This window comes from Truepera sp. (assembly GCA_032027045.1).
GTDB lineage: Bacteria > Deinococcota > Deinococci > Deinococcales > Trueperaceae > JAAYYF01.
Genome location: JAVSMU010000001.1, coordinates 1,845,555 through 1,872,454 on the forward strand (window position 1 = coordinate 1,845,555; position 26,900 = coordinate 1,872,454).

General features: G+C 64.6%; 24 protein-coding genes and 2 pseudogenes. 18 read left to right on the forward strand and 8 right to left on the reverse strand.

What is annotated here, in order from left to right; translation table 11 throughout:
* Nucleotides 1–25 precede the first annotated feature (25 nt).
* The 4 genes from ROY82_08495 to ROY82_08510 all read left to right on the forward strand — a co-directional run bounded on the left by ROY82_08495 (nt 26) and on the right by ROY82_08510 (nt 5,323).
* Nucleotides 26–709 carry a hypothetical protein gene (locus ROY82_08495; GenBank protein ID MDT3682495.1) on the forward strand — a complete coding sequence of 228 codons (684 nt, stop codon included), beginning with the start codon at nt 26–28 and terminating at the stop codon, nt 707–709.
* Nucleotides 706–1,707, forward strand: coding sequence for a hypothetical protein (locus ROY82_08500; GenBank protein ID MDT3682496.1), 1,002 nt, complete (start codon nt 706–708; stop codon nt 1,705–1,707). Before ROY82_08495 ends, ROY82_08500 begins: the two co-directional genes overlap by 4 nt.
* A gap of 228 nt (nt 1,708–1,935) precedes the next feature.
* On the forward strand, nt 1,936–3,483 hold the full coding sequence (locus ROY82_08505) for a DEAD/DEAH box helicase (GenBank protein MDT3682497.1): 1,548 nt from the start codon (nt 1,936–1,938) through the stop codon (nt 3,481–3,483).
* Between the two features lie 103 nt (nt 3,484–3,586).
* Complete coding sequence (locus tag ROY82_08510) at nt 3,587–5,323, forward strand: UvrD-helicase domain-containing protein (GenBank protein ID MDT3682498.1); 1,737 nt, start codon at nt 3,587–3,589, stop codon at nt 5,321–5,323.
* Between the two features lie 26 nt (nt 5,324–5,349).
* On the opposite strand, the gene ROY82_08515 is transcribed toward ROY82_08510, so the two are convergent.
* Both ROY82_08515 and ROY82_08520 read right to left on the reverse strand, forming a co-directional pair.
* The gene (locus ROY82_08515) at nt 5,350–5,715 is read right to left on the reverse strand and encodes a sulfurtransferase TusA family protein (GenBank protein MDT3682499.1); all 366 of its coding nucleotides are present in this window, start codon (nt 5,713–5,715) and stop codon (nt 5,350–5,352) included.
* Nucleotides 5,715–6,674 carry a hypothetical protein gene (locus ROY82_08520; protein ID MDT3682500.1) on the reverse strand — a complete coding sequence of 320 codons (960 nt, stop codon included), beginning with the start codon at nt 6,672–6,674 and terminating at the stop codon, nt 5,715–5,717. The genes ROY82_08515 and ROY82_08520 overlap by 1 nt, the downstream gene beginning before the upstream one ends.
* Nucleotides 6,675–6,762: 88 nt before the next feature.
* On the opposite strand from ROY82_08520, the gene ROY82_08525 reads away from it, so the two are divergent.
* The 3 genes from ROY82_08525 (at nt 6,763) to dctP (ending at nt 9,238) form a co-directional block, all read left to right on the forward strand.
* Entirely contained in the window at nt 6,763–7,068 is a 306-nt protein-coding gene (locus tag ROY82_08525) for a hypothetical protein (GenBank protein MDT3682501.1), read from the forward strand.
* Nucleotides 7,065–7,865, forward strand: a complete 801-nt coding sequence (locus ROY82_08530) for a biotin/lipoate A/B protein ligase family protein (protein MDT3682502.1) — start codon at nt 7,065–7,067, stop codon at nt 7,863–7,865. The genes ROY82_08525 and ROY82_08530 overlap by 4 nt, the downstream gene beginning before the upstream one ends.
* A gap of 296 nt (nt 7,866–8,161) precedes the next feature.
* Complete coding sequence (gene dctP, locus ROY82_08535; protein MDT3682503.1) at nt 8,162–9,238, forward strand: TRAP transporter substrate-binding protein DctP; 1,077 nt, start codon at nt 8,162–8,164, stop codon at nt 9,236–9,238.
* 155 nt (nt 9,239–9,393) lie between these two features.
* Here the strand turns inward: dctP and ROY82_08540 are convergent, their stop codons facing one another.
* Together ROY82_08540 and ROY82_08545 are read right to left on the reverse strand one after the other, a co-directional pair.
* Entirely contained in the window at nt 9,394–10,767 is a 1,374-nt protein-coding gene (locus ROY82_08540) for a TRAP transporter large permease subunit (GenBank protein ID MDT3682504.1), read from the reverse strand.
* The gene (locus ROY82_08545; protein MDT3682505.1) at nt 10,768–11,334 is read right to left on the reverse strand and encodes a TRAP transporter small permease subunit; all 567 of its coding nucleotides are present in this window, start codon (nt 11,332–11,334) and stop codon (nt 10,768–10,770) included.
* A 183-nt stretch (nt 11,335–11,517) separates the two neighbouring features.
* Between ROY82_08545 and ROY82_08550 the strand changes: the two genes are divergently transcribed.
* Nucleotides 11,518–12,408, forward strand: a complete 891-nt coding sequence (locus tag ROY82_08550) for an isoaspartyl peptidase/L-asparaginase (GenBank protein ID MDT3682506.1) — start codon at nt 11,518–11,520, stop codon at nt 12,406–12,408.
* A gap of 53 nt (nt 12,409–12,461) precedes the next feature.
* Entirely contained in the window at nt 12,462–13,160 is a 699-nt protein-coding gene (locus ROY82_08555; GenBank protein ID MDT3682507.1) for a hypothetical protein, read from the forward strand.
* A gap of 104 nt (nt 13,161–13,264) precedes the next feature.
* Here ROY82_08555 and ROY82_08560 read toward each other — a convergent pair whose 3' ends face one another.
* The gene (locus tag ROY82_08560) at nt 13,265–14,002 is read right to left on the reverse strand and encodes an SDR family oxidoreductase (protein MDT3682508.1); all 738 of its coding nucleotides are present in this window, start codon (nt 14,000–14,002) and stop codon (nt 13,265–13,267) included.
* 191 nt (nt 14,003–14,193) lie between these two features.
* Here ROY82_08560 and ROY82_08565 point away from each other — a divergent pair, with 191 nt between their 5' ends.
* The 5 genes from ROY82_08565 (at nt 14,194) to ROY82_08585 (ending at nt 18,966) form a co-directional block, all read left to right on the forward strand.
* Complete coding sequence (locus ROY82_08565) at nt 14,194–15,396, forward strand: amino acid ABC transporter substrate-binding protein (protein ID MDT3682509.1); 1,203 nt, start codon at nt 14,194–14,196, stop codon at nt 15,394–15,396.
* A 108-nt stretch (nt 15,397–15,504) separates the two neighbouring features.
* Nucleotides 15,505–16,413, forward strand: coding sequence for a branched-chain amino acid ABC transporter permease (locus tag ROY82_08570; protein ID MDT3682510.1), 909 nt, complete (start codon nt 15,505–15,507; stop codon nt 16,411–16,413).
* Nucleotides 16,410–17,357 carry a branched-chain amino acid ABC transporter permease gene (locus ROY82_08575; GenBank protein ID MDT3682511.1) on the forward strand — a complete coding sequence of 316 codons (948 nt, stop codon included), beginning with the start codon at nt 16,410–16,412 and terminating at the stop codon, nt 17,355–17,357. The genes ROY82_08570 and ROY82_08575 overlap by 4 nt, the downstream gene beginning before the upstream one ends.
* A gap of 116 nt (nt 17,358–17,473) precedes the next feature.
* Complete coding sequence (locus ROY82_08580) at nt 17,474–18,262, forward strand: ABC transporter ATP-binding protein (protein MDT3682512.1); 789 nt, start codon at nt 17,474–17,476, stop codon at nt 18,260–18,262.
* Nucleotides 18,259–18,966 carry an ABC transporter ATP-binding protein gene (locus ROY82_08585; protein MDT3682513.1) on the forward strand — a complete coding sequence of 236 codons (708 nt, stop codon included), beginning with the start codon at nt 18,259–18,261 and terminating at the stop codon, nt 18,964–18,966. The genes ROY82_08580 and ROY82_08585 overlap by 4 nt, the downstream gene beginning before the upstream one ends.
* 11 nt (nt 18,967–18,977) lie before the next feature.
* On the opposite strand, the gene ROY82_08590 is transcribed toward ROY82_08585, so the two are convergent.
* Both ROY82_08590 and ROY82_08595 read right to left on the reverse strand, forming a co-directional pair.
* The gene (locus ROY82_08590) at nt 18,978–19,424 is read right to left on the reverse strand and encodes a VOC family protein (protein MDT3682514.1); all 447 of its coding nucleotides are present in this window, start codon (nt 19,422–19,424) and stop codon (nt 18,978–18,980) included.
* A 302-nt stretch (nt 19,425–19,726) separates the two neighbouring features.
* Nucleotides 19,727–20,650 carry a DMT family transporter gene (locus ROY82_08595; protein MDT3682515.1) on the reverse strand — a complete coding sequence of 308 codons (924 nt, stop codon included), beginning with the start codon at nt 20,648–20,650 and terminating at the stop codon, nt 19,727–19,729.
* A gap of 287 nt (nt 20,651–20,937) precedes the next feature.
* On the opposite strand from ROY82_08595, the pseudogene ROY82_08600 reads away from it, so the two are divergent.
* The 4 genes and pseudogenes from ROY82_08600 to ROY82_08615 all read left to right on the forward strand — a co-directional run bounded on the left by ROY82_08600 (nt 20,938) and on the right by ROY82_08615 (nt 25,603).
* Nucleotides 20,938–22,130, forward strand: a pseudogene (locus ROY82_08600) (IS3 family transposase).
* Nucleotides 22,131–23,036: 906 nt separating this feature from the next.
* Complete coding sequence (locus ROY82_08605; GenBank protein ID MDT3682516.1) at nt 23,037–24,068, forward strand: hypothetical protein; 1,032 nt, start codon at nt 23,037–23,039, stop codon at nt 24,066–24,068.
* 111 nt (nt 24,069–24,179) lie between these two features.
* Nucleotides 24,180–24,902, forward strand: a complete 723-nt coding sequence (locus ROY82_08610) for an ABC transporter ATP-binding protein (protein MDT3682517.1) — start codon at nt 24,180–24,182, stop codon at nt 24,900–24,902.
* A gap of 323 nt (nt 24,903–25,225) precedes the next feature.
* Nucleotides 25,226–25,603, forward strand: coding sequence for a hypothetical protein (locus ROY82_08615; GenBank protein MDT3682518.1), 378 nt, complete (start codon nt 25,226–25,228; stop codon nt 25,601–25,603).
* Here the strand turns inward: ROY82_08615 and ROY82_08620 are convergent.
* A pseudogene (locus ROY82_08620) lies at nt 25,587–26,779 on the reverse strand (IS3 family transposase). The gene ROY82_08615 and the pseudogene ROY82_08620 overlap by 17 nt on opposite strands.
* Nucleotides 26,780–26,900: the final 121 nt, after the last annotated feature.

Sequence of the window (26,900 nt, forward strand, 5' to 3'; positions counted from 1 at the left end):
CCCGGGGCCTGGTAGCGTTCGTAGGATGCTCGACCTGAGCACCGCGCTCTCACTGATTCGAGACACCCTGCTCCTCCAGCCGGGCACCACCGAGTTGCTCCGGCTCGGGGGCGGGGCGCTGCGGCTCGCCTTCTTGGTGCTGCTGGTCGCCGGCCTGTCGGAGGCATTGGGCGAGAGCGTCGTCCTTTTCATAAACCGCGTCTCACCGCGCCGCTTCGTCGTGTCCCTCGTCATCTCCGCAGTCATCTTCGCGGTCACGTACCTCACCTTCGCGCTCAGCGTGTACCTGGTGGCGCGGTATGCGCTCGAGTCCGAAGCGACCTTCTCGTTCGTGGCCGGCATCGTGGCCCTAGGCCAGGCGCCACGGCTTTTCGGCATCCTGGTGTTCCTCCCCTATCTCGGCCTACCGGTCTCCGTGCTGCTCTGGATCTGGAGCATCGGGGCCACCATCCTCGGGGTGGCGGAGGGCCTGAAACTCCGGCCCTTCGAGGCGCTCCTAGCCGTAGCGATCGGTGGCCTGCTCCTGATAACGGCGCAGCGCACCGTCGGCCGGCCGCTCATGGCTCTGGCGCGCTTGGCGCGCAGGCAGGCAGCGGGTGGGAAGCTCGTGACCGACGCGCGGGGCCTGCGGGAACTCGTCGACGCCGATCCGGACCCGGGCCTTGCCGCCCCCAAACCCCCACGCGGTAGACGGGGCGGAATCGCGTGATCGCGCTGGTCATCGGCGTCGTGCTCGGTGCCGTACTGGTGTCGCTACTGCTCTCGCCCATCGAGACGCTCGGTTGGTGGGCGGGCTGGTACGGCGAGGGCCTGGAACACCCGCACGAACAGAGTCACGCTCCCTACAAGAGGATCGGCGGCGACAAGCGTCCCTGGCAGTACGTGGTCTACCTAGACGGCATCGCCAAGGTCGGCGCCGTCAACTACGACGACGTACAAGGCATGCTCGACGGCCTCTCCACGGCACTGCCCAACACCGTCATCCTGGGCGACCTCATGCCCTACTCGGTCCGCAACGTCGGCCTCACGGAGGAGCGGACATTCGCCCGCTTCTGGCGCCGCATGTTCGAGTACAAGGTGGAAGGACGGCGTCCGCTGGTGGCGTTCTCCATCAACATCCGCAACCTCTTCCAGGTGCTGGTGGCTGCCGACCCCCGTTACGGCCGGGTGTACGGTCGCGGTGAGGGTCAGGTCATCCTCACGTCGCTCCTTCGGGCCGGCTACGAGGTCGGCAGCCAGGTCCCCATCACCATCGTCGGTTACAGCGGCGGCGTTCAGATCGGCCTGGCAGCCGCGCCCTTCTTGAAACGCGCTCTGGGCGCACCCCTCGCGATGATCTCCCTGGCGGGCGTGATGGCGAGCGAGCCCGGGCTCGACGTCCTCGACCGGCTCTACCACCTCCAGGGCACGGAGGACCACATTCCGGCCTACGGCCAAGCGCTGTTCCCCGGAAGGTGGCCGATAGTAAGGTCCTCCCACTGGAACCGCCTGAAGAGAGCGGGCAGGCTGGTGAACATCTCGATGGGTCCCATGAAGCACAACGGTGCCGGCAGTTACCTCGACCACGAGTCGTTCATCGACGGCGAAAGTCACCAGGCTCGCACCACCAGGGTGATAGCCGGCATCCTGGCCGACATCTCGCGGCCGGAGGCCGGCCGTCCGGGCATACCCGAGTTTCCCGGCGAGCGGCACACGCGGCCCGGGTGACCTGCCAATTCCGGACTACCGGCCTGGTCCGGTCGCCCCAGGGAAGGCGTGCGCCCGCTTGGCGGGCCCCTACTCGGCACGGTGTCTGCCCTGCAGGGCATGCTCCTGCCCTACGCGGTGTATGCCCCATCACTGTGCCCGCCACTGCATGTCGTATAGTGACCCCCGCTATCCGCTGGCCCTGGGGGGTTCCTGGCTCGTGGTTGGCCAGGAAGGAACACCCTAGTAATGCAAAATGAAGTTTCGTTCGACGGGTTCAACCTAGACCCGCGAGTAGTCATCGGCGTGCGCGCTGCCGGCTACGTAAAGCCCACCCCCATCCAGGAGCAGACGGTTACAGCCGCAATGGCCGGCCGCCACGTCCTGGGTCTCGCGCAAACCGGCACCGGCAAGACCGCAGCCTTCGTGCTGCCCATCCTCCACCGGCTTCTGCTCGGCAGTGGCCCCGAAGGCCAACGCCACGGCGGCCGCGGCAGCCGCCGCGTGATCCGGGCCCTCGTCGTCGCGCCAACACGTGAGCTCGCTGAGCAGATCAACGACGAGTTCCGCACTCTCGGTCAGTCCACCGGTCTGCGCAGCGCCACCGTCTACGGCGGCGTCGGGTTCCAGCCGCAGATCGACGCCCTGCGCGGTCGCGCCGACATCATCGTCGCCTGCCCGGGCCGCCTTCTCGATCACATGCAACGCGGGAACGCGAACCTCACCGATGTCGAGGTGCTCGTCATCGACGAAGCGGATCACATGTTCGACATGGGCTTCTTGCCGCCCATCCGTCAGATCCTCAGGGCCGTGCCCGTCGAGGCGCAGCGGCTCCTCTTCTCCGCTACCATGCCGGACGAGGTCGCGTACCTCGCGGACGAGATTCTCACCGACCCGCTCAAAGTCGAGATCAACCGCATAATGCCGGCCGAGACCATCGACCACGCGCTCATCCCGGTCGACGAGGCCAACAAGACCGCCTTGCTGCTCGACCTGCTGAAGAAGAACGATCTCAGGTCCGTGCTGGTGTTCACGCGCACGAAGCACCGCGCCAAGCGCCTCGCGGCCACCCTCGACAAGGCCAACCATTTCGTGGCGGAGCTGCAGGGTAACCTCTCGCAACGCCGACGCCAGGAGGCCCTCGACGGCTTCAAGCAGGGCAAGTATCACGTGCTGGTGGCCACCGACATCGCCGCTCGAGGCATCGACGTGGCCCGTGTCTCGCACGTGATCAACTACGACTTCCCGGACACCTCCGAGGCCTACACCCACCGCATCGGCCGGACGGGTCGAGCGGAGCACAGCGGGGAGGCCCTCACGTTCGTGACGGCCAATGACCTCGACAACGTGCGCCAACTAGAGCGTCGCCTGCGCATGCGCATCGAACGGCGTCCGGTGGACGGCATCTCGGGCCCGGCCGGCGCGCTAGAGGCCACTGACTCCAGGTCGGACCGCCCCCGTGCGGGCGGCGCCGGTCGCGGGCCTCGCCGTGGAAGCAGCAACGGGCGCGGTCCGCGGCCGAGCGGCGCGGCAGCAGGCGGCTCGAGGGTCGGCCGCGACAACGCCCACCGCGGAGGCGGCGCTGAAGGTCAGCGCCGCGACCCCCAGGCCGACGCCCGGCGCGACCAGCCCGGACAGCGCGGCGCCGCAGCCCGGGGCCAAGGCGGCCAGGGCAGCGGGCAAGGCGGACACGGCAACCGCGACAAGGGCGCAGCCAACGCCAACAGCGAAGGCCAGCGTCGCTCATCGAACCGCCGCGGTCCCGGCCGCCGGCAGCCGACGGCCCGCTCGGAGTAAGGCCCCGAGGCTTAGTACTCAGCGGACTCCTGCCTAGAGGAACTAGGACGAGACCCATTGTTCAACCCTCCGCCAAGCGGCAAGCTTGGTGGAGGGTTTCGTCATGCGCATCACGCCTGCAACCAGCGCCTCCCACAGTCCGTACCAGCGCGCCGTGTTCGAGCATGTCGAGCGCTCCGGCGCCAACGCCGTCGTCATGGCCACGGCCGGCAGCGGCAAGACGACCACCCTGGTCGAGGTGGCAAGGCGGCTACCCTCGGGTTCCCGAGCCTGCTTCCTCGCGTTCAACCGGTCCACCGCCGCCGAACTGCGTGCGCGCCTGCCCAGCGGCGTGCACGCCACCACCATCCACGCACTTGGCCTGGCGGCCCTAGCGAAAAGCTACCCGGCGGTCGCCGGCTCACGCGTCGACCACGGCAAGTACTCGCGCCTCGCGCTGGAGGCGGTGGCCGAGCTGCACCCTGACGGCCACGGCAGCTTAGCCCCCGGGCTGGCGGACCACCTCGCGCGGCTGGTGCACTTCGCCAGGCTGGAGCTGACCAACCCCCACGACCTGGCGGCCGTCTCCGAGCTCGTCAACCGCTACGGCATCGAAGCTCCCGTAGCGCCGGACCAGCTGAGTGACCTCTACGCCCTCGTAGCACCGCTCATCCGTGCGGGTACGGCCGCGGCGTCAAGGGGCAGCATCGACCTCACGGACATGGTTTACCTCGTCGTCACGGAGCGGCTGCAACTGGAGGACTACGACTTCGTCTGCGTCGACGAGGCTCAGGACCTCAGCCGCATGGCCCTGGCGCTCGTGCTCCGCCTGGTGGAGGGTGGCGCCAGGGCGCTGTTCGTGGGCGATCCGCGGCAAGCCATATACGCCTTCGCTGGCGCCGACCCACGCTCGCTCGAGCGCGCACGGCGCGAGGCGAGCGCGACCGTGCTGCCCCTCTCCGTCTCCTACCGCTGTCCCACGCGCCACGTCGCCCTGGCCCGCCGCTTCGCGCCCGAGATGGACGCCGCACCCGGCGCGCGCCTGGGATCGGTGCGGCTGCTCACCGAGGCGAGGCTGGCGCGCACCGTGCAACCCAGGGACCTCGTCATGGCCAGGGTCAACTCCCCGCTACTCGCGGTTTCGTTGCGCTTGGCAGAGGCCGGCACCCCCGTAACGGTACTGGGCGAGGAGCTGGAAGCGGAGCTCCACGCACTCGCGCGGCGCATATTCCCCGGCAGGGCACGCCTCCCCCACACCGCACTGGCCGACGTGCGGCGCCACGCCACGTCGGAGGGGCGCCGCCTCGAGCGCGAGTTCATGACCAGCCCACGGCTAGCGCAGTTGCAATCGCGCAACGCCGATACCCACAGGGCGCTGGCCTTGGTCATCGAGGCCGCCTACGACGAGCGACCCGCCAATGCAGTCGCCGCTGTGAGGGGCCTCTGGCGGAGTCAGGAACTGGACTTCTCCCAACTGGAACGAGTGACGTCTCGGTTGCTGGCACCCCGAACAGGTACGGACGGCGCCGTACTCAGCACCATCCACAAGGCCAAGGGCCGCGAGGCCGAGCGGGTGTTCCTGCTGCGGCCCGAAGAGTTGGGGATCGGCGGCGCCGACGCGAACGACGACGCCGTGGAAGCCAACGTACTTTTCGTGGCGCTCACCAGGGCCAGGCGCGAGCTGGTATTCGTGGAGCGCCGCGCCGGAGCCGTAGCGGAGCGACTCCGTGGTCATGCCTCAAGACCGCCCGGCAACCGGCTGGAGCGTGACTGGGATGAGGTGCTCAGGCTTGCGCTGGTGATGAACCGAGCCGCGCGCGCAGGCCGGCCACCCCTTCGAGGGCTTCGGCTACGCGCCTAGACCACAAGCTCCTAGACCACAGGTGCCTAGACCGAGCGCCTACGCGGGGCCTTCACCGCGACGGTCTTGCGGATGACGAACACTGTCGACGCGAAGAGCCAGAAGCCGCTACGCGTGAGCGACGCGAGTTCCAGCCCCTGACGCTCAACCCACGCTGGAACCTCGTAAGGCGCGAAACGGTCGCGGGTGACGACCTCCAGCGAGTCGCCCAGAGGTATCTCCGAGAGCCTTTCCTTCACCCGTAGTAGACCCAGGGAACACGGCGTGGCGCGGTTGTCGAGCTTGTGAACGGTACTCTCACCGCCGGCGTCGCGCGTGGTGGCGCGCGTTGTGGCGCGCGGCGCGGCAGGCGGAGCGGCGGTGCCCCGTGTCGGTGCGCTCGAGGCCGCCATCAGTCCTCTGCGGGCGCGAGGTCGTCGAGGTTGCAAACCCCGCGCACCGGCGAGCAAGCCCGGTACAAGGGGCAGGTTATGAAGATCACCACCAGGGCCACGATGAGCATGAGCTTGAGTGGCACGAGAAGGCCGATCCCGCTCTGCCAGAAGGGACTGGCCACGCCGCCGTAGCGCAGGGCCATCCACACGCCGGTGACGATGATGGTGGGCAACGAGGTGCGCACGACCCAGCGGAAGCGCTCGAGCTGCCGCGCGCCCGCCACCACGGCGTCGAGGTTGGCGTGCTTCCGGCCCGCCGGGACGGCCGCGCCGAGGTTGAAGAGCGCGCCGCCCAGCCAAGCCGCGAACGCCCACAGGTGGATGCTCCTCACGACCGCCAAGAACCGGAGACCCGAGCTATCGGCCCAGCCCCACAGTGCCAGTGAGCCGGCGCCGATCAGCAGTGCGGCCAACGCGGCCGCGCGGCTGCGGTGCGCCTGGGTGACGAGCACCGCCAAGGTGAGACCGGCCGCCGTCAGGCTCACGGCCTGCCACGTGGCGAGGTACGGCACGAACCAGGCCGTGCCGGCGCCCAGCGCCAGCACCGGAGCGAGGTAGCGCCCGACGACCCTCACGCGGCCAAGCAGCTCGGCATGCAGGGCGCCTACGCGGCCGGCGTCGAGGCCGACCTCGGACCGGCGTAGGTAGAAGAGACGCCACGCCAGCATCCCCGTGACCAGCGCCAAGCCCCAGAACTGGAGCCAGCGCCCCACGAGTTCTATCCCGTCGAGGCCGTGCAAACGACCCGTGAAGTAGCTGCCTACGAGCGAGGCCACAGAGATGAGGAAGAACGCCGCCTTGGGCAGGAACGGCGTCTCCGTCTTGACTTCGACCTGCACGCGCTGGCGCGGCGTGATCACGGGGGCCGTGATCATCGCTCCCAACGCGGCATTGGGGAGGTGAGTGCGATCAGCCATGGTTCCTCGTAGCCTAATCCAGAGGGCAGCACTATGCTTTGACTCCAGTCAACCAACGTTACTCAAGCGCGGCGATATCATCGCGGGCATGGCACTTCACGGCGAGTACAAGCACCCCGGCGGGAAGTTGGTGGTGGTGGACCTACGGGTGGCCGACGGGCGGCTCGTGGACGTGCACGTTAGCGGCGACTTCTTCCTCGAACCGGCTGAGGCCCTGGACGCCATCGTGGCGGCACTTGAAGGGGCCCCCAGCACCTCCTCGGCAGCCGAGCTGGCGGACCGGGTGGCCGAGGCGCTGCCCGAGGGAGCGGTGATGCTCGGCTTCGACGCTGGCTCCGTGGCCGCGGCCGTGAGGCGGGCCGTGGACGATGGCCGTCCGAGGGAGCGGCTATGAGCGCCGCCGACCGCTTCGAGAAGTTCCGCCCGCGCTGGCGGGCGTTCGACTGGCAGCTCGTGCGCATGGGGCCACAGGCCCCCGAGTTGCACATGGCGCTCGACGAGGTTCTCACCTACGAGGTGGGCGCCGGCGGGAGGCCGCCAACGCTCCGGATCTGGGAGTGGGCGTCCAACGCGGTCATCCTCGGGCGGTTCCAGTCGGTGCGCAACGAGGTAGACCCGGAGGGTGCCGCCAAGTACGACATCGCCATCATGCGCCGCATCACGGGTGGCGGAGCCATGTTCGTCGAACCGCAGAACACCATCACGTACTCGGTCTACGCCCCCGACTCCCTCGTCAAGGGCATGTCGTTCATAGACTCGTACGAGTTCATGGACGATTGGGTGCTGGAGGGCCTGCGCTCCCTCGGGGTGGAGGCGGAGTACATCCCGATCAACGACCTCTCGTCTATGGCCGGCAAGATAGGCGGCGCGGCGCAGACCCGTCGCGGCGGGGCGGTGCTCCATCACGTGACCATGGCCTACGACATGAACCCCGAGAAGATGCTCGAGGTGCTGCGCATAGGCCGCGAGAAGCTGTCCGACAAGGGAAGCGTGAGCGCCAACAAGCGCGTCGCGCCGCTAAGGCAGCAGACGCAGCTGCCGCGCCAGACGGTCATCGACCGGCTGGTCGACACGTTCCGGAACCGCTACGGCCTGACGGAGGGCGAGTTGAGCGCCGACGAACTGGCGCGTGCCCAAACCCTGGCTAGCGAGAAGTTCCTTTCGGACGAGTGGCGCTACTTGCTGCCGTGAACTGTCGGGCCCCATCTGAGCATTCCGGTCGCGGTCGGGTATTACTGCCACCGTAAACGCGATGTCGGGCCCCAACCCGAGCATTCCGGTCGCGGACGGGTTCCACGGCCACCATAAGCCCGCACCATAAGCGAGTTGCCGGAACACTACCGGAGCGTTCCGCTCGGCCTCCGGCGTCAACCGTTGTGGCCCGTTCGTTCTTTTGTGCGCCGCCGACGCATCACTAGTCGTATACTTCCCGGGAACCACAATTCAACCCGGCCCCTGGGGTCGGCAGACCATGGCAGGAGGCAACGATGGACCGGCGAAACTTCATCAAGAAAGCGGGATTCGCGGTAGCTGGGGCGAGCATCAGTCCTCTCATGTTCGCGAGCGCCCAGAAGAGCAAGTTCACCTTCGAGATGGTGACCTCGTGGCCTACCTCGCTCGATACCCTCTTCGGTACGGCCGAGAACATCGGCAAGTACCTGAACGAGGCCAGCGGCGGTGACATCTCCGTCAAGGTCTACGCAGCCGGAGCGCAGATCGGCGCGCTCGAGGTGTACGACGCGGTCTCCACCGGCGCCTTCGCCATGGCGCACACGGCGCCCTACTACTTCATCAACAAGGACCCGACGCACGGCTTCTTCACGGCGGTGCCGTTCGGCATGGACTCCCAACAGTTCAACGCCTGGATGTATAGCGGCAACGGTTTCGACCTGGAGCAGGAACTAGTGGCGCCCGACAACATGGTCGTCTTCCCTGCCGGCAACACCGGCGCGCAGACCGGCGGCTGGTTCAAGCGCGAGATAAGCACGGTGGCGGACCTCCAGGGGCTCACCATGCGCTTCCCCGGCTTCGGCGGTCAGGTCATGAGCCGCGTGGGCATGAACGTCCAGAACATCCCGGGCGGCGAACTCTTCCTCGCCCTGGACACGGGCGTCGTCGACGCCGCCGACTGGGTGGGCCCTTACGACGACCAGATACTCGGCCTCAACAAGGCCGCGCCCTATTACTACTTCCCGAGCTGGGCGGAACCCGGCCCCGGCGTCGCCCTCTACGTCAACAAGGACGTCTTCGAGGACCTGCCCGCAGAACTGCAGGCAGTCGTGAGCGACGTTTCGGCTCGTGCCAACATCGAGATGCTCGCGAGTTACGACACCAAGAACAACGTCGCGTTGCAGCAACTCATCGCGTCGGGCACGCAGATCCGGATCTTCTCCGACGAGCTCCTCGAGGCGTTCGAGAAGGCCACCGACGAGATCCACGCCGAGAACGCCTCCAAGAACCCCAGGTACAAGCGCGTCCTCGACGACTACAACTCGTTCATGGGCAACGTGCGCGCGTGGACGAAGGTCACGCAACACGCGTACAACAGCTTCATCTTCAAGTAGGTCGGTTCAAGTAGGTCGGGCCTGGTCTGCGCGGACGTCCGAGTCCGCGCAGACCGGGGGCCAAGCAGAATCAGAGGATGCGAGAGCGGGACGGCCCCACGAAGGCCGTCCCGCTCTCACTCCCCTTTACCCTCGGTCGCTCGGCAGTTGCTTGGTCATTGGGCGTTGGAGATGGACGGCAGCCACATCACGATCTGTGGGAACAGGACCAGCAGGAACATAGCCAGCACCTGTATGACCACGAACGGCACAATGCCACGGTAGATGTCTGACGTGCGGATCTCGGGCGGCGCCACACCCTTCAGGTAGAAGAGCGCGAAGCCGAAAGGCGGCGTGAGGAACGAGCTCTGGAGGTTCATGGCGATCACAACCGCGAACCACAGCAGCATGTCGGCGCCGAAGAAGTGAGCCGCGATGGGCGTGATGAACGGCACGACGATGAAGGTTATCTCGATGAAGTCGATGAAGAAGCCCAGGATGAAGATGGTCAGCATGGTGAAGAACAAGAACCCCCACTGACCGCCCGGGAGGTTCACCAGGAACTGATCGACGAGCGTGTCGCCGTTCAGTGCCGTGAACACCATGCTGAAAGCCGTGGCGCCCACGAGGATTATGAACACCATGCTCGTGAGCTGAACGGTTTGCCGCATGGTGTCGAGCAGGTTCGAGAGGTTGAGGCGCCGGTTGACCAGTGCCAACAGCATGGCGCCGATGGCGCCGGCGGCGCCCGCCTCCGTGGGGGTCGCGATGCCGAAGAAGATGGAGCCCAGCACGAGGAGGATGAGGAAGAGCGGGGGCACGAGGCTGCGGAATACCTTGAGCACTATCACCCTGACCGGCAACTGGCGCGTCTCGAGGGGCAACGCCGGCGCCGACTTGGGTTTGGTCAGGGCTACGAACGCCACCCACAACACGAACAGCCCGGACAGGAGGAGGCCGGGCACGAACGAGCCGAGGAACAGCTGCCCGACCGACACCCCCATCTGGTCGCCGAGGATGACGAGGACGATGGAGGGAGGGATGATCTGGCCGAGGGTGCCGGAGGCCGCGATCACGCCGGCCGACAGCGGCCTGCTGTAGTTGTACTTGAGCATGACCGGTAAGGCGAGGATGCCCATCGTTACTACTGAGGCGCCCACCACCCCCGTGGAGGCCGCCAGGAGCGCCCCGACGACCACCACCGAGATGGCCAGCCCGCCCCGCACGCGGCCGAAGAGGATGCCCATCGTCTCGAGCAACTCCTCCGCAAGTCCCGATCGTTCGAGCATGACGCCCATGAACACGAAGAAGGGCACGGCCACGAGCGTGTAGTTGTCCATGATGGTGCCGTAGATGCGCTGCGGCATGATGTTCAGACGCGCAACGCGGAACATGGGGTCCCACGGCAGGTCGAGCCCGAGCCCGGGCAGGAAGTCGCTGCCTATCAGGGTGAAGAGCACCGCCGTCCCGCCCAGGCCGAACGCCACCGGATAGCCCACCAGCAGCAGCACGATCGCCGCGCCGAACATGTAGAAGGCGAGGTACTCCACTCAGCCGACCTCGGCCGGCCCGGGGGGCTTGGCGGGCTTGCCGGGTAGCGCCACGCCACGCAGGTACGCCACGCGTTTGATGAGCTCACTTATCCCCTGCAGCGCAAGGAGAACGAACGCCACCGGGATGACCGTCTTGATCAGGTAGATGGGGAGGTTGCCCGAGTTGACGTTCACCTCCATGTGTTGCCACGAACGCCGCACGTAAGGGAGGCTGAGGACGAAACCCATGAACGTGAAGGGCAATAGGAAGAAGATGGTCCCGAAGATGTCTACCCACGCCTTGGTCCTATCCTTCAGGCGCGAATAGATGATGTCTACGCGAACGTGACCATCCGTCTTCAGCACATGCCCGGCCGCGAGGAGGAAGACCAGGTCGAAGGCGTAGCTCTGCAAGGTGGTGTAGACGCCGCCGCCCAACGAGACCCCTATGGCGCGCCCCACGTACCGCGTCACGACGTTGTAGGCGCCCAAAAGGACCATGATCAGGGTGAGCCACTGCATGGCCCGCGCTATGGCGCCGGTGAGGCCGTCGATGAGTAGGGACACCCTCAAGAACGCTTTCAAATCGCGACCCCTCCCAGGAATCTCGCCTTGCGCTCGACGGGCCATGGTACAGCCGCCCTTTCCGGGGCGTCAACGCGGCAACAAGCCCAACTACACGTTACCCGCGTAGGTTACCCGAACTCGGGCGGGGCGGGACTTGGCCCCTCGGCGGCCCGCGGCGAAGGCAGCGGGGTAGCATGAATCATGGTCGCAATCGTCATTCATGGTGGGGCGGGCAAGATCGCCCAGGAGGACCGCGAGGCGTACCTCGCAGGGCTCGAGCGCGCCAGGAACCTGGGTTTCCAGGTGCTGGCCGAGGGCGGCAAGGCGGTCGCGGCGGTGTTAGCGGCGGTTACGTCCATGGAGGACGACCCGCAGGCGTTCAACGCCGGCACCGGCGGCTCGCCGAACCGCAATGGGGTCGTGGAGTGTGACGCCGCAATCATGAGCGCCGACGGCACGAGTGGGGCGGTAGCGGCCGTCACCCGGGCGCGGAACCCGATATTGGTCGCCGACAAGGTACGCCTCGCCTCGCCGCACGCGCTCATCGTCGGCCAAGGCGCCGACTCCCTCGTCGATCACCCCATAGACAACGCCGAGTTGCTCACCGTCCGCACCAGGAGGGCGCTCGAGCGCTGGCGCCAGGCGCAGAACCCCGCACCGCAGGGCTCCGCGACGGTCGGAGCAGTTGCCCTGGACCACGAGGGGATGCTAGCGGCCGCCACCAGCACGGGTGGGGTCCTCGGCAAGTGGCCCGGAAGGGTCGGTGACGCTCCTCTGATCGGCGCCGGCACTTATGCCACCCGGCAGGTCGGCATCTCCTGCACCGGCGACGGCGAGGCGTTCATCCGCGCCGTCACCGCCAAGGGCCTCGCGGACCGGCTGCGCTCAGGTGTCGAGCTGGAAGAGGCCTTGAGGTTGGCTCTCGCCGAAGTCGCGTCCCAGGACGCCAACGGGGGCCTCATCGTCCTGACCGCCGACGGCCGCCTGGCCACCGCTTTCAACTCGCGCGACATGGCGTATGCGTGGCGCACGGCAGACGACGGCGACGTCCGCGTGTCGGCGGAGCCGGGCATCGTGCTCGCAGGTAGCTGACCAGCCCGCAAATGGCAGACCCGCGAACCTGCTGGCCGCATGAAAGGGAAAACATGCTCAAACGGCTGATCACGGCCTGTGCCTCGGCGCTGCTCGTTCTGGGCCTCGCAGGCAGCACGCTGGCGTCGGACCACGCCGATAGCGGGCATCTCCAGCGCTCACCCATGACCGATACCGTCCACTCCACTTTGAACTTCGGGATCTACTTCATGCCCGACGTACCCGTGTCGCAGCTCGAGTGGGAACTGGAACTGGAGTATGACCTCGATGACGTTGCGGCCGTTTACGATCATTACGACCAAGCCCTGATGCGGCTCGGGTTCAGCCGAACCTCGTACGAGTCCGACGACGACAAGATCGAGGCGCGCTACGCCTGGGCCGGGCTCCGGGCGAGCCTCGAGGTGGAATCAGAAGACCACGGAACCCGGGTTGACCTCGAGATCGAGGGCCACGCCTCTGCCAGCGACGGATCTGCCTTCAGGTTCGACGAGTTCGGCGGCATCAACTTTCCGTTCTTCAACGCCACTATCACGGCGATCGAATGGCAAGTCGAGTTCCGCCACACCACGCGCGACTACGAGCGCGTATTCAGGTACTACGACCAAGGGCTCCTCTCCCAAGGCTGGTACCGCACCGCTGCCAAGTACGGTGTCGGAACGGCCAGCGCGAACTACGTCAACGGCGGCCAGAAGATCGAGCTAGCTGTCGAGCGCAAGCGAGACTACGTTTCGGTGGATTTCGAGCTGGAATGACGGCGGCGGCGCGGCGACGAACCGGCAGGCGGCCCTCATGCAGGCGCTGATCTACGAGTGCTTGTGGCAGCGGCTCGCCGGTTAGCGCGCCACTGCCCGAGGCTTCAGTCGATGCTCCCGACGTACACCGTGGCCCCTGACTCCAGACCCTCGTCACCGGCCGCATCGACGATGGCGGCAGCAAACTCCTCGACGGTCGGCAGCTCGCCCGCCTGACCGCGGCGCTCCTCGATCAGGCCTGGACGCGCGCGTTGCAGCAGCTTCGGGGTGATGGTGCCCTCGATGAGGTCGCCGCTGACGACCACCAGGCTCACACCGCGCTCCTCGAGTTGCTGGATGCGCTGCCTAAGGGCCACCTCCCCCGCCCGCTTGCTGGCCGCGACCGGTTCGTACTCGGGCAGCACGGGCTCGTCGCTGTGGAAGTGGGCGAGGTGGCTGGTGACGAACACGATCCGTCCGCCAGAGGGCATGAGCGGCAACGCGAGCTCGACGGCCTGAAGCTGCGCGTCGCGGTTCAGCAGCATGGGGTAATCGGGGGGCTTGCCTCGCTCGAGTCCGCCGGACGCGTTGAGGACCAACAGGTCGAGGCGCCCGAAAGCCCGTTCGACCTCCGCCATCATGTGACTCATCTCTTCGAGTGAAGTGATGTCGGCCTGGGCAAGTAGCGGCCGGCGGCCGGCGGCGCGAACGAGTTCGGCCACCGCCTCGGCTCGGGCGGCCTTACTGCGGAAGTTGAGCGCCACGTCCGCGCCCCGGCGCGCCAGGCCATGGGCAACGGCCGCGCCCACGCCACGTGAAGCGCCCGTCACGAGCGCCGCCTTGCCCAACAAGCTTGGGGTCACAGCTGCTTGCATACCACGACGGCCCGTAACACGTATCCCGGCGCGGGCTAGGCCGGCAGTGCCTCGGAAGCGGGCGCGCTCGGTTAGGGGCCGCCGACCCGGAAGGTCGGACCCAACGAGCCGCGCCGTGTAGCAATCACGGCGGCCCGCCCGGGGCCGCTCCTATCATCGGCGTGAGAACGGAGGTCACCATGAAATCCGGCTATTCGCGGTTAGTGATAGGTGCGCTGCTCGCGCTCGGCATGAGCATGACGGCGGCGGCGCAGGGCACCATCACCTTCGGTGCCTCGGTGCAGCTCACCGGCAGCCTGGCCAACACGGGGCGCTACTACAAGGACGCCTACAACTTCGCGATCGACCAGATAAACGCCGCCGGGGGTGTAACCGTCGGTGGGCAGAAGTACCAGTTGGCGCTGAAGCTCTATGACAACCAGTCCGACGCCAACCTGAGCGTCAGGCAGTACACGCAGCTGATAACGCAGGACAAGGTGAACTTTCTGCTCGGCCCCTACGCCAGCGACTTCACCATCGACGACTCTGCCGTGGCCGAGAAGTACGAGATTCCGATGATCGAGGGTGGCGGCGCGTCGGATCAGATCTTCAGCCGCGGCTACAAGTACATCTTCGGCACGCTGGCTTCTGCCAGCGACTACTTCGCCAGCACCATCGACATGATGGGCAAGCTCGACCCCGCACCGAAGACCGTGGCGCTGCTGTACGCCGACGATTCCTTCGACGTCTCCGTCGCCGACGGCACCCGCAAGCTCGCCGGCGCCGCCGGGCTCGACCTGGTGCTCGACTCTCGTTACAGCACCGACGCGTCCGACTTCAGTTCCATCCTCTCGCAGATCAAGGACAAGAACCCTGACGCCGTCCTGATGGCCGGTCACGAGACGGAAGCGCTCAACTTCATCCGCCAGGCCAAGGGCTTGGGGGTCAGCCCGAAGATGTACGCCTTCACCGTGGGCGTGCCCACAGCCGACTTCAGGCAGGCGCTAGGCGCCGATGCCAACTACGCCTTCGGCATGACCACCTGGATTCCGAACTCCAGCCTCAAGGACGACTACTTCGGTGACGCCGAACAGTTCGACAAGGCGTGGCAAGCGAAGTTCGATTACGCGCCCGACTACCACGCCGCGTCCGGGGTCGCCACCGTCGAAGCGTTCGTCAAGGCCATCGAGGCGGCGGGTACGTTGGATCCGAAAGCGGTGCGCGACGCCATCGCCAAAGTCTCCTTCGACAGCCTGTACGGCCACGTGGCGTTCCGTGACAACGGCCAGATCGATCTGCGGCAGACGGTGGTCCAGGTGCAAGACGGAAAGGTGATGCCCATCTACACCACCGACTTCGCCAACAAGCCCGACTACCCCATGCCGAGCTGGAGCGACCGTTAGCAACAGAGCTGGTTAGGCGACCCCTCCCCTTCACGTCGACGACCTCGGAGTGCCTATGACCTTAGCAGCGCGCCGTCCGCCTCCCATCCAACCCCCTTGCGGGGTTGGGTGGGACGGCGCCGACGGTCGCGTTCTCGTGAACGGGGCCCAGCCATAGAGCTGCTGCTGCAGGTCCTCGCGAACGGCGTGCTGCTCGGCGGGCTGTACGCCCTGATGGCGCTTGGTCTGGCGCTGGTCTGGGGCGTTCTGAACATAGTGAACTTAGCGCACGGCGCGCTGATCATGCTGGGCGGCTACTTCAGCTACTACCTCTTCACCGCTACCGGCATCGACCCCTTCCTCACCCTGCCGCTGACGATGGCCGCGCTCTTCGTGATCGGTTACGGCCTGCAGCGGTACCTGCTCAACCTCATCGTGCGGGCGCCGATGTTCAACACGCTCCTCATCACCTTCGGGCTCGACGTCGTGCTCACCTATCTCGCGCAACTCCTGTTCAGCGCCGACTTCCGCACCATCAACCCGAGCTACGCAGGTGCGCACTTCAATATCGGCAGCGTCACCATCCCGCTCTTGCGCCTCCTGGCGTTTGCCCTGGCGGCAGCGCTCACCGCCTTGCTGGCCATCTTCCTGACCCGCTCGCGGACCGGGCGCGCCATCCGCGCCACCTCCCAGAACCTCGACGCGGCACGGCTCTACGGCGTAGCGCCCAGGTCGCTATACGCGCTGACCTTCGCGCTCGGGGCAGCGTTGGCCGGCGCGGCAGGCGGGCTGTACGGCATGGTCTCGCAGATCACTCCCTACATCGGGGCCGAACTCACCGCCAAGTCGTTCGTGATCGCCCTCATCGGCGGGCTCGACAACCCGCTCGGCGTGCTCGTCGGTGGCCTCGTGCTGGGGTTGGCAGAGGCCCTGGGAACGCTTTACATCGGCCCCACCTTCGACAACGTGATCAGCTTCGGCATGTTGGTACTGGTGTTGATCCTGCGGCCGAAGGGCATCCTCGGGAGAACGGCGTGAAGGCACTCCCCTTCCTCGCCATCGTCGTCGTAACGGGCCTTCTGGCCATCGTGCCCTTCACGCTGTCGGCCGTGATGATCCAGTTCGGCATCACCACGCTGCTGCTGGCCACTCTGGCGCAGGGCTGGAACATCCTCGGCGGTTTCACCGGCTACGCTTCCTTCGGCAACTCCGTCTTCTACGGCCTGGGCACCTACGGAACGGCCGTGGCCATGGTGCAGTGGCACCTGCCCTTCGCCGTGGGACTGGCTATCGGCGCGACCGTCGCGGTCGTGTTCGCGGTACTGCTCGGGATCCCGGTGCTGCGGCTCCGGGGCCACTACTTCGCCATCGCCACCCTGGCCATCTCGCAGGCCATGGCCGCCGTCATCTCCAACCTCGACATCGCCGGGCGCAACAGCGGCCTGATCCTGCCGCTCATACGCGGCGACGTGATGTTCTACGAACTGGCGCTGGGGCTGATAGTGCTGGCCACCGCCTGCGTTTACTGGATCTCACGCAGCCGCTTCGGGCTCGGTCTAATAGCCATCCGCGAGAACGAGGACGCCGCCGCGGTCATGGGCATCAACACCACCCGGTACAAGATCGGCGCCTTCGCCCTGGCGGGCGTCTTCTCCGCGTTGGCGGGTGGAATCCACGCCTACTGGATTACTTTCATCGATCCGCACAGCGCTTTCGACCTCCTCCTCGACGTGAAGCTGATCATCATGGCCGTCTTCGGCGGGCCCGGCACGGTCTTCGGGCCCATCATCGGCACCTTCCTCCTCTCAGGAATCTCCGAGGTCTTGTCAAGCAAGGTCAGCGGCGTTGCCAGCCTGTTCTTCGGCCTGGTCATCGTCGTGGCGGTGACGTTGATGCCCCGCGGTCTCATGAACGTGATCGGCAAGTTCCGGCGCCGTGGCTGGCGCGTGTTCAGCGACAACATCCGGGACAACCGGGTATGAGACCTGACGAACGCAGAGGTCCGGGCCGCGGAGACGCCGCAGCGGCGGGCGCGCCGGCAACGGGACGTGCAGGCACCCCTGCGAACGCCTCGACGGCAGGATCGGCGAGCGCAGCGGTGGGCGGGTCGGCGGGCGTACCTTTCACCGCATCCTCGAACCGACCCGAGGCTGAGCCCACGGCGCTGCTCGAGGTCGAACGCCTCACGAAGCGCTTCCAAGGACTCGTGGCGTTGAACGACGTCAGCTTCAAGCTGTACCCAGGCGAGATATTGGGGCTCATCGGCCCCAACGGCGCCGGCAAGACCACGCTGATCAGCGTCGTCAGCGGCACCCTGCAACCGACCAGCGGCCACGTGCGCTTCGCGGGCCGGTCGCTGCACAGGCAGCCCGCGTACCAGCGCGCCCGCCTCGGCATCGGCCGCACCTTCCAGATCATGAAACCGTTCCCGGACCTGAGCGTGCTCGACAACGTCACCGTGGGCGCGCTCTTCGGAGCGAGCGGCGAGCGGAACATGGGCAGGGCCAGAGAGGAAGCCCGACATTGGCTCGATTTCGTCGGTCTCGGCGCCAAAGCGTCCAGCCAGGCCGAAGACTTGGGTGGGCCGGAGCGAAAACGGCTCGAGCTGGCCAAGGCTCTCGCCATGAAGCCCAGGCTGCTGCTGCTCGACGAGGTGATGGCCGGGCTCAACCAGGTCGAGATCGAAGAGGTAATCGACCTGGTGCGCAAGATCCGCGACTCGGGCACCACCCTCCTCATCATCGAGCACGTGGTCAAGGCCATCCGCAGCCTCTCCGACAAGATCCTCGTGTTGCAGTATGGAGCGAAGATCGCCGAAGGCGCGCCCGAGGACGTGTTGCGAGACCCCAAAGTCATCGAGGCGTACCTGGGCCGGAGGCGAGGATGAGCGTATTACTCGCCGTGGCGGAGCTTCGGGCCCGGTACGGCGAGGCCGAGGTCCTCAAGGGGATATCGTTCGACATCCAACCCGGCGAGATCGTAGCGCTGGTGGGCAGCAACGGCGTCGGCAAGACCACTCTGCTGAGGTCGCTTTCGCGCTTGATACCCAGCAGCGGGCGCATCGAGTTCGCCGGCCGGCCGCTCCCGGCGACGCCCGACGCGGTCTTCGCCTCAGGACTGGTCCAGGTGCCGGAAGGGCGGCAACTCTTCGATCGCATGAGCGTCGAGGACAACTTGCTCATGGGCGCCTACCGGCGCGAAGGCGGCCCCACCGTCCAGGCCGACTTGGCCCGCGTGTACGAGCTGTTCCCTATCCTGAAGGACCGCCGGAAGCAACTGGCAGGCAGCATGTCCGGCGGCGAACAGCAGATGTGCGCCCTGGCCCGCGGCCTGATGGCCGCCCCGAAGCTGCTCCTGGTAGATGAGATGAGCTTGGGCCTGGCGCCCGTAATCGTCGAGAGGCTGCTCGACATCCTCACCACCATCCGCGAGCAGGGGGTAACCGTCTTCATGGCCGAGCAGGACGTGCATAGCGCGCTGTCCATCGCCGACCGCGCCTACGTGCTGGCTCAGGGCCAGGTGGTGTTGCAAGGATCTGCGGCGGAGCTGTTACACGACCCGGAAGTACAGCGGGCGTACCTCGGCTTCTGAAGGGGGAGCGCCTAGGCCGGGCTCTCCTTCCGCTTGCGGCCTTCATAGATGAGAAGCCAGCGGATCCCAAACTTGTCGACCAGGCTGGCGTACGCCTCAGCGAAGTCCGTCTCCTTAAGCGGCACCTCCACGCTGCCACCTTCGACCAAAGCGTCGTAAAGGCGCTTCGCTTCCGAGGTGTCATCGGTCTCGATGGAGAGGTAGCTGTTACTGCCCACGGTGAACCCTTGCGCCATGGTGCTGGGAACGTCGCTTCCCATGAGAGCGACGCTGTCGGTGAGCGGGAGCGACACGTGCCGTACCCAGTCCAGCTCCGCCTCCGGGATGCCCGCCGTGTTGCCGCCGCCGTCGCGGATGGTCGAGAGGTAAGCGAACTCGCCACCGAACACGCTCCGGTAGAACTCGAACGCCTCCCGGGCGTTGCCGGTGAAGTTCAGGTACGGGTTGACTGACCTCATCGTTGAATGCCCTTCCTGCGTGACTTCGCGGCACGCGCCCGCACGGGCAATCTGCAACCAGTGCGCCTTGGATTGATTCCATGATAGCTGCGGTGGCACGGGACGGCGCTGATCCCTGGGGACCACCACGCCGGGGTGACACCGGTTCTTGCGGACCCACCCGACCTCCCTGGTTCGCTTCGCCGACCAGAGGATCCTCCAGGCGAGTGCCTTTGACCTACACGAGCCAGTCCACTCTCATACTGCAGGCCCAATACCGGAGCCGGAGGGCAGTATGAACCTGGCCAGGCAGACCGCTCGGATCAATCCCGTAGCCCCAATCGACTCTCCTCCCGCCTCGCTGCGTACCCTCCGCCGAGCTGCACGACCAACGTGCCGGCCGCTGCGAGAACGAGGCCCAGCATCTGGCGCAGACCCAAGCCTTCACCCAGGAAGACCCAGGCAAGAATGGCGATCTGGATGAGCATCGTGTTGTTGATGATGCTGGACTCCATCGCTGAGAGCTTCCGCAGCGTGACGTTCCAAAGCGTGAACGCGAACGCGGTGTTCACCGCCGCCAGCCACGCCACGATCGCCCAGCCACGCAGCGTCAGGTCCGGCAAACCCTGTGTGCCAACCCCGGCGCCAAGTAGCAGCGCCGAGCCGACGCCCATGCTGATGATGGTCACCACGGCAGCCGGCAACGTCGCCGCCCGGTTGACGTAACGCCCCAAGACGGCGGCTCCGGCGTTAGCGAAGAGTCCGGCTACGGCGATCATCACGCCGATCACCTGACTCTGCGGGAACGACGCGGGGTAGAGGAAGGTGACGGCCCCCACCACGAACAGCAGCACCCCCACGCCCTGTGCCGGTGCTGGGCGCTCGGCGAGCAGGGCCACGCCAAGGAACGCCACCACCACGGGCGAAAAACTGAGGACGAGGCTCGTAGTCTGCGCCGGCAGACGGTCGAGGGCCAGGAACTGCGCGCCCTGCGTCAGGGTATACATGACGACCCCGAGTGCCACCAAGAGCAGCCACTCGCGTCGCGACAAACGCGCGATCGACAGGCGCACATCCCGGCGACCCAGGAGCGGCAAGAGCAGCAGAAACGCGAGGGCATAGCGCAGACCCGCGAAGGTGAGGGCCGGGATCTCGTCAAGGCCGAACTTTATCAGCACCCAAGACGTGGACCAGAGGAACGTAACGAACAGGGCCTGCAGAACGGCGCGAGCGCGGGACGACGACACAATGGACCTCCGAAGACGTAAGGGCACACCGCTCCGGCGTGCCGACCTGTCTCCTCGAGGATTTTGTCCTTTAAGATGCTGCCCTACTTGGGGTTACGTAGCGCTTGGACCAGACCCGCGGTGCGGCGGAACCCTAGCTACCATCATCGGTCGCGTAGGCAAATTACCACGGATCAAGCTGAGCGCGTCGGCACGAGATATCCTTCGGCGCAAGGGCCTAGCGCTGGTCCCCATTAGTTGGACACCTTCTTAGGTTGAGCCTGTAGGCTCGTGAGAGAGGTGTTGTTGTGTCGAGGAAGCGTCGGAATCATAGTCCTGCGTTCAAGGCGAAGGTGGCGTTGGAGGCGGCGCGTGAGGAGCGCACCACGGCTGAGATCGCCCGCGAGTACGGCGTGCACGCTAATCAGGTGAGTGCCTGGAAGCGGCAGTTGCTGGATGGCGCCGTGGCCGTGTTCGAGAGCCCGGCTGACAGTCGGCTGGATGGTGAGGCGGTCATCAAGGATTTGCATGCGAAGATCGGGGAGTTGACGGTGGAGCGCGATTTTTTGTCCAGAGCGTTGAAGCGCTGACCCCCAGCGAGCGYAAGGGCCTGATTGGGCCGCGGCCGGAGCTGAGCGTCAAGCGGCAGTGCGAGCTGCTGCGGGTGCCGCGCTCCACGGCCTACTACCGGGCCGYAGAGGGCGTCGACGGCGACGAGTTGGTGCTGATGCACTTGATCGATAAGATTCACGTTCAGCATCCGTTCAAGGGTTCGCGGCGCATCACGAMGGACCTGCAGAAGTTGCATGGCCGGCGGGTGAGCCGTAAGCGTGTGCGGCGCCTGATGCTGAAGATGGGTATCASSGCCATCTACCCGAAGCCGCGCACCACGAAGGCCGGTCGSGGGCCGGGGCACAAGGTGTTCCCGTACCTGYTGAGGGGGGTTGACATCAGCGCCGCTAATGCCGTTTGGGCGGCCGATATRACCTACATCCCCATGGCTAGGGGCTTCTGCTACCTGGTGGCGATCATGGACGTTCATAGCCGCCGCATCCTCGCCTGGCGGCTATCCAACACGCTGGACTCCCGTTTCTGCGTCGAGGCTCTCGAGGAGGCCCTGGTGCACTTCGGAAGACCGACCATTTTCAACACGGATCAAGGCGCTCAGTTCACTGCCAATGCCTTCACCAGCGCGTTGCAGGCGGCTGGCGTGCAGATCAGCATGGATGGTCGCGGCGCCTGGAGGGACAACGTCTTCATCGAGCGTTTCTGGTGGACGTTGAAGCACGAGGAGGTCTACTTGCGGGCCTACGACAGCGTGTGGGAAGCCCGGCAATGCATCAGTAACTACCTGGACTACTACAACGCTGACAGGTTCCATTCGAGCCTGGAGGACCAAACCCCAGTCGAGGCTTACACCCGCTCGCTACCAGCAGCTAAGGCAACGCTACTGCTGCCGGGACCGAGCCAACCCCAAGCGCAGGTCATGAGCCTGTGCTAGAACTTAAGAACCAAGAGGAACTGTCCAACAGGCGGGGTCCACCGCTTGGTTCGCTCATTGACCCTCAATCGTTCGAAAGCATCTCCTTTACCCCTGCCATTAACGCAACTGATATGGCCGTGACTGTCTACACCGATGACAAGAGGAGCTTGGTCAGTGCGCTCGTTGGAGGAGTCGTACCGTCTTCTATCACCATCGATGCTTTCGGCAGGGTTCGTGATCGAATTGTCTTCAGCTCTGTTGACGATGAAGACCTCTATCTACAGAGGATAACTACGGCCTCCGCAGCTTTGGCTGCCGAATCCCCTCGAAGGGAGCCTTGATTAACTAGCCATCGAAATAGCAGGACATTGACGGCATAATTGTCGAGGTACTGAGTTGGGTGGTGGAATCGGATGAAAAAGAATGCGTTCGGGCTATGGGCAAGCATGCGAAAAGCGTGGATGTACAGACTTGGCATCGCATCTTTGGTGTTCGCCATCGGATCCTTCGCTGCGGCAGCATGCGTCATTCCCGTATGCCGGTCGTGCACGAACCCGAACCCTCCCCCTGCTATCGGTGGACGCGTAGACTTCTATGACGATGACTACGTTCCACCACGGCGCTGCGAAATTGGCCCTTGCCAACCGTTTACTTGCTAGCGTGAGGAACGGCCTGACCGATTTGTTTTGCCCTCGGGTGCGGGTCAAAAGGTTGTACTAGTAGTTACGTCGAGCCTATCGTTGCGCTGCGGAGGCGCTTCGGTTGACGTCCACATCGAGTCGATGAAATATCTTGGAGGGACCCCTTAAACTTAACATGCATATGAGTCTTGTTGTACGACACCTGGCAATCTTGAGCGCATTAGTCGTTGTCGTGTGTTTCCATGCCGGGCGAGCTCAGGCAACTCCTACGATCTTCACGAACTTGGAAAACCTCCAGGCGGGCAACATCCCTGATGGCGAAGCGCTTTCAGCGCTTGAAACAGCCTTGCGAAGTCTTGATGCCATGCCGACGTCAGGTGGCCCTACGGTGGTGCAAATACAGTCTGTCGACTCCCGCTATGCTTCGTCGGCAAACGCTAATGCTGCTAGCAGGCTCAAAGACCAAACGGATCTAATCGTTCGCACCTTAGTAAAATACGGCGCCCCAGAGTCGATTTTTGTGGCGACTCAATGGGGTACATCGGAGAACAGAATGGCTGAGGGCCAGATGATGGGTCGAGATGCACCGTTTTTCCCGACAACCGGCGACGAGCTTGTGGCATCTGGCTTGGCTTGGCTAGCTGACCCTGAAGGTTTTTCACTTAGGTGGGACCGTGACGGTGCTCTCGCAGAGATTGCGGCCACGAGAAATATGGTCAGGGGCATGGAGTTTCTCAGCCCTGTTCGAATGGTGCTCTGCGTCGATGACCAGCATGTTCTTGCCTGGGCTCGATCACAGCGGGAATCTCGGCCTACGGAGGTTGCGCTGGGTCGCTTTGTACAAGCGTGCGTCGATGGTGAATATACTGGCCTTTCCGCTGACTATCGGCTCCCCGCTGAAGTGGTAGCAACCTACGGCGTAGATGAGACTTGGTTCGCAGTGCTCTTACTTGACGCCTATACACAACCAGTTTCGGTTTCGCAGGTAGCCGAGGCTGCCCAGATGGTGCTCGAGGCGGCAGATGTTTCTATACCCCTCTTCTTGGCCGCGGGCGAGACCTTAACGGCAGATTTCGAGGAGATCGTCCCGGCTGGCGAGCATCGTGCTGCTTTATTGAGTCTCGGAGTGAAAGTCGATCCTGCATTCAGCGACAGCTTGCCAAACTGGGTATACGGGTTCTCTACACATCCGACTTCGACTTTAGTGATATTCGACGATACGGGCCGTGCTGTGGCATTTTTCGCGGCCTCACCTAGCAACCCCACAAGCGTGCAAACGCTTCAACAGTGGATGACCTTGAACGGGTTCTTCTAGTCGAGTTTTTGGCGTGAATCTCTCCAGTATAAATTGCACGCCGAACTCGCGCGCATGGCACGGCTTCGTGACTAATAGGTCCGGTCAGGCTACTTTAGGAAGGATTCCGTAGTGTCGACGCTCAGCGAGCCCTCAACAAAATCCGCCATTCAGGAGGCGCTTCTTTCTGCGCGGGGCCTGACGCGCGTTCACAAAAAGGGCGCTCGCGAAATCACGGCTCTAAGAGATGCCAACCTCACGATCACCCAAGGTGAGTACGTAGCCATTACCGGTCCGTCTGGTTCGGGCAAGTCCACCTTGTTAAGCCTGCTCGGCCTGCTAGACCGCTCCAGCTCAGGCGTCTATAGAATCGGAGGACGGGATGCTTCCGGCCTAGGCGACCGAGCCGCTTCCGCACTGCGAAACGAGGTGATCGGGTTCGTATTCCAGGGATTCCATCTCATTTCACACCTCAGTGCTTGGCGCAACGTGGCCTTGCCCTTGTCATACGCGAGGCGGCGGCCCGGCCCAACTGCACAGGAACGAAAGGCCCGATCCTTTGCAGCGCTGGATTCGGTCGGCATGTTGGAACATGCGGACCACCTTCCGCGTGAGCTTTCGGGAGGTCAGGAGCAGCGTGTCGCCATCGCTCGTGCGCTTGTAACCGAGCCAAAGCTCATTCTCGCGGACGAGCCGACGGGCAATCTTGATTCCAATTCGCGGGACGAGATTCTCTCGTTATTCGAGAACGCCAACCAGCTCGGCGTCACGATCATATTAGTCACTCACGATCCATACGTGGCCAGCCGAGCGCACCGAATAGTTCAACTGAAGGATGGAATAGTCATAAATTGATCGGGCGGGTGGTCCTCCTTGGGGATGAAACGGCCCAGGATCGAGGAATCAAAAAGCGGATCCCATGGTCATTTGTCTCACCTCTACGCTTCGGCTCTTACTCAGTCTATGTGCAGCGCTTGAAATTGGACCGTTGAACCTGAGACCCTCCACTCTTCCTTCTGTGGGTCTGTTAGCCCAAGAACCTGTTCCAGATAGCCGCTGCGACAACACAGCGCCCTTCGGGCTTGGCCGCAGCATTAATATCCCCGAATACGGCGTCGGTTTGCAGCATTGTCATATTGTAGTCGGCTCCCTTTGAAGATCGACGATACCTTCAAAGCGTGACTAGCATTTCTTCACCTCCACGTTCCGCGATTTCTTGCACAATCGTCGATGCTGGCGGCGTGCGCCGCGAGGGCGTCACCGTCAGTGACGCTCATTTACTTGACTTCATCGGTTTCGAATCAGTGCGTAGTATCCCTTCGTATAAGGGCCAGGTTGGCTTGCCGGGCCTGTACTGGTTCGCGGCGCTCGACCGGTTGATTCCTTACGAGAGCCGTCTTGAGATGCTGAACCTGATGCTGCTGGACTTCGATGTCGATTGCGTCGATGTTCTGCCGCAACCTATGGCGCTCCGCTTTCAGCTCGACGATGGTAGCGGTGGACCCCGCCTGTTGGACAGTTCCTCTTGGTTCTTAAGTTCTAGCACAGGCTCATGACCTGCGCTTGGGGTTGGCTCGGTCCCGGCAGCAGTAGCGTTGCCTTAGCTGCTGGTAGCGAGCGGGTGTAAGCCTCGACTGGGGTTTGGTCCTCCAGGCTCGAATGGAACCTGTCAGCGTTGTAGTAGTCCAGGTAGTTACTGATGCATTGCCGGGCTTCCCACACGCTGTCGTAGGCCCGCAAGTAGACCTCCTCGTGCTTCAACGTCCACCAGAAACGCTCGATGAAGACGTTGTCCCTCCAGGCGCCGCGACCATCCATGCTGATCTGCACGCCAGCCGCCTGCAACGCGCTGGTGAAGGCATTGGCAGTGAACTGAGCGCCTTGATCCGTGTTGAAAATGGTCGGTCTTCCGAAGTGCACCAGGGCCTCCTCGAGAGCCTCGACGCAGAAACGGGAGTCCAGCGTGTTGGATAGCCGCCAGGCGAGGATGCGGCGGCTATGAACGTCCATGATCGCCACCAGGTAGCAGAAGCCCCTAGCCATGGGGATGTAGGTYATATCGGCCGCCCAAACGGCATTAGCGGCGCTGATGTCAACCCCCCTCARCAGGTACGGGAACACCTTGTGCCCCGGCCCSCGACCGGCCTTCGTGGTGCGCGGCTTCGGGTAGATGGCSSTGATACCCATCTTCAGCATCAGGCGCCGCACACGCTTACGGCTCACCCGCCGGCCATGCAACTTCTGCAGGTCCKTCGTGATGCGCCGCGAACCCTTGAACGGATGCTGAACGTGAATCTTATCGATCAAGTGCATCAGCACCAACTCGTCGCCGTCGACGCCCTCTRCGGCCCGGTAGTAGGCCGTGGAGCGCGGCACCCGCAGCAGCTCGCACTGCCGCTTGACGCTCAGCTCCGGCCGCGGCCCAATCAGGCCCTTRCGCTCGCTGGGGGTCAGCGCTTCAACGCTCTGGACAAAAAATCGCGCTCCACCGTCAACTCCCCGATCTTCGCATGCAAATCCTTGATGACCGCCTCACCATCCAGCCGACTGTCAGCCGGGCTCTCGAACACGGCCACGGCGCCATCCAGCAACTGCCGCTTCCAGGCACTCACCTGATTAGCGTGCACGCCGTACTCGCGGGCGATCTCAGCCGTGGTGCGCTCCTCACGCGCCGCCTCCAACGCCACCTTCGCCTTGAACGCAGGACTATGATTCCGACGCTTCCTCGACACAACAACACCTCTCTCACGAGCCTACAGGCTCAACCTAAGAAGGTGTCCAACTAATGGGGACCAGCGCTCCAATGGGGCTCGACTCCGCCAGCTCCTCAAGGGTCCGCGTTCGAACTTGTAT

Coding starts and splice junctions, on each gene's coding strand:
- ROY82_08590 (MDT3682514.1), bottom strand. CDS start 19,424: ATGAGGTCAGTCAACCCGTACCTGAACTTCACCGGCAACGCCCGGGAG.
- ROY82_08550 (MDT3682506.1), top strand. CDS start 11,518: ATGGTCGCAATCGTCATTCATGGTGGGGCGGGCAAGATCGCCCAGGAG.
- ROY82_08525 (MDT3682501.1), top strand. CDS start 6,763: ATGGCACTTCACGGCGAGTACAAGCACCCCGGCGGGAAGTTGGTGGTG.
- ROY82_08585 (MDT3682513.1), top strand. CDS start 18,259: ATGAGCGTATTACTCGCCGTGGCGGAGCTTCGGGCCCGGTACGGCGAG.
- ROY82_08505 (MDT3682497.1), top strand. CDS start 1,936: ATGCAAAATGAAGTTTCGTTCGACGGGTTCAACCTAGACCCGCGAGTA.
- ROY82_08495 (MDT3682495.1), top strand. CDS start 26: ATGCTCGACCTGAGCACCGCGCTCTCACTGATTCGAGACACCCTGCTC.
- ROY82_08510 (MDT3682498.1), top strand. CDS start 3,587: ATGCGCATCACGCCTGCAACCAGCGCCTCCCACAGTCCGTACCAGCGC.
- ROY82_08565 (MDT3682509.1), top strand. CDS start 14,194: ATGAAATCCGGCTATTCGCGGTTAGTGATAGGTGCGCTGCTCGCGCTC.
- ROY82_08555 (MDT3682507.1), top strand. CDS start 12,462: ATGCTCAAACGGCTGATCACGGCCTGTGCCTCGGCGCTGCTCGTTCTG.
- ROY82_08530 (MDT3682502.1), top strand. CDS start 7,065: ATGAGCGCCGCCGACCGCTTCGAGAAGTTCCGCCCGCGCTGGCGGGCG.
- dctP (MDT3682503.1), top strand. CDS start 8,162: ATGGACCGGCGAAACTTCATCAAGAAAGCGGGATTCGCGGTAGCTGGG.
- ROY82_08520 (MDT3682500.1), bottom strand. CDS start 6,674: ATGGCTGATCGCACTCACCTCCCCAATGCCGCGTTGGGAGCGATGATC.
- ROY82_08515 (MDT3682499.1), bottom strand. CDS start 5,715: ATGGCGGCCTCGAGCGCACCGACACGGGGCACCGCCGCTCCGCCTGCC.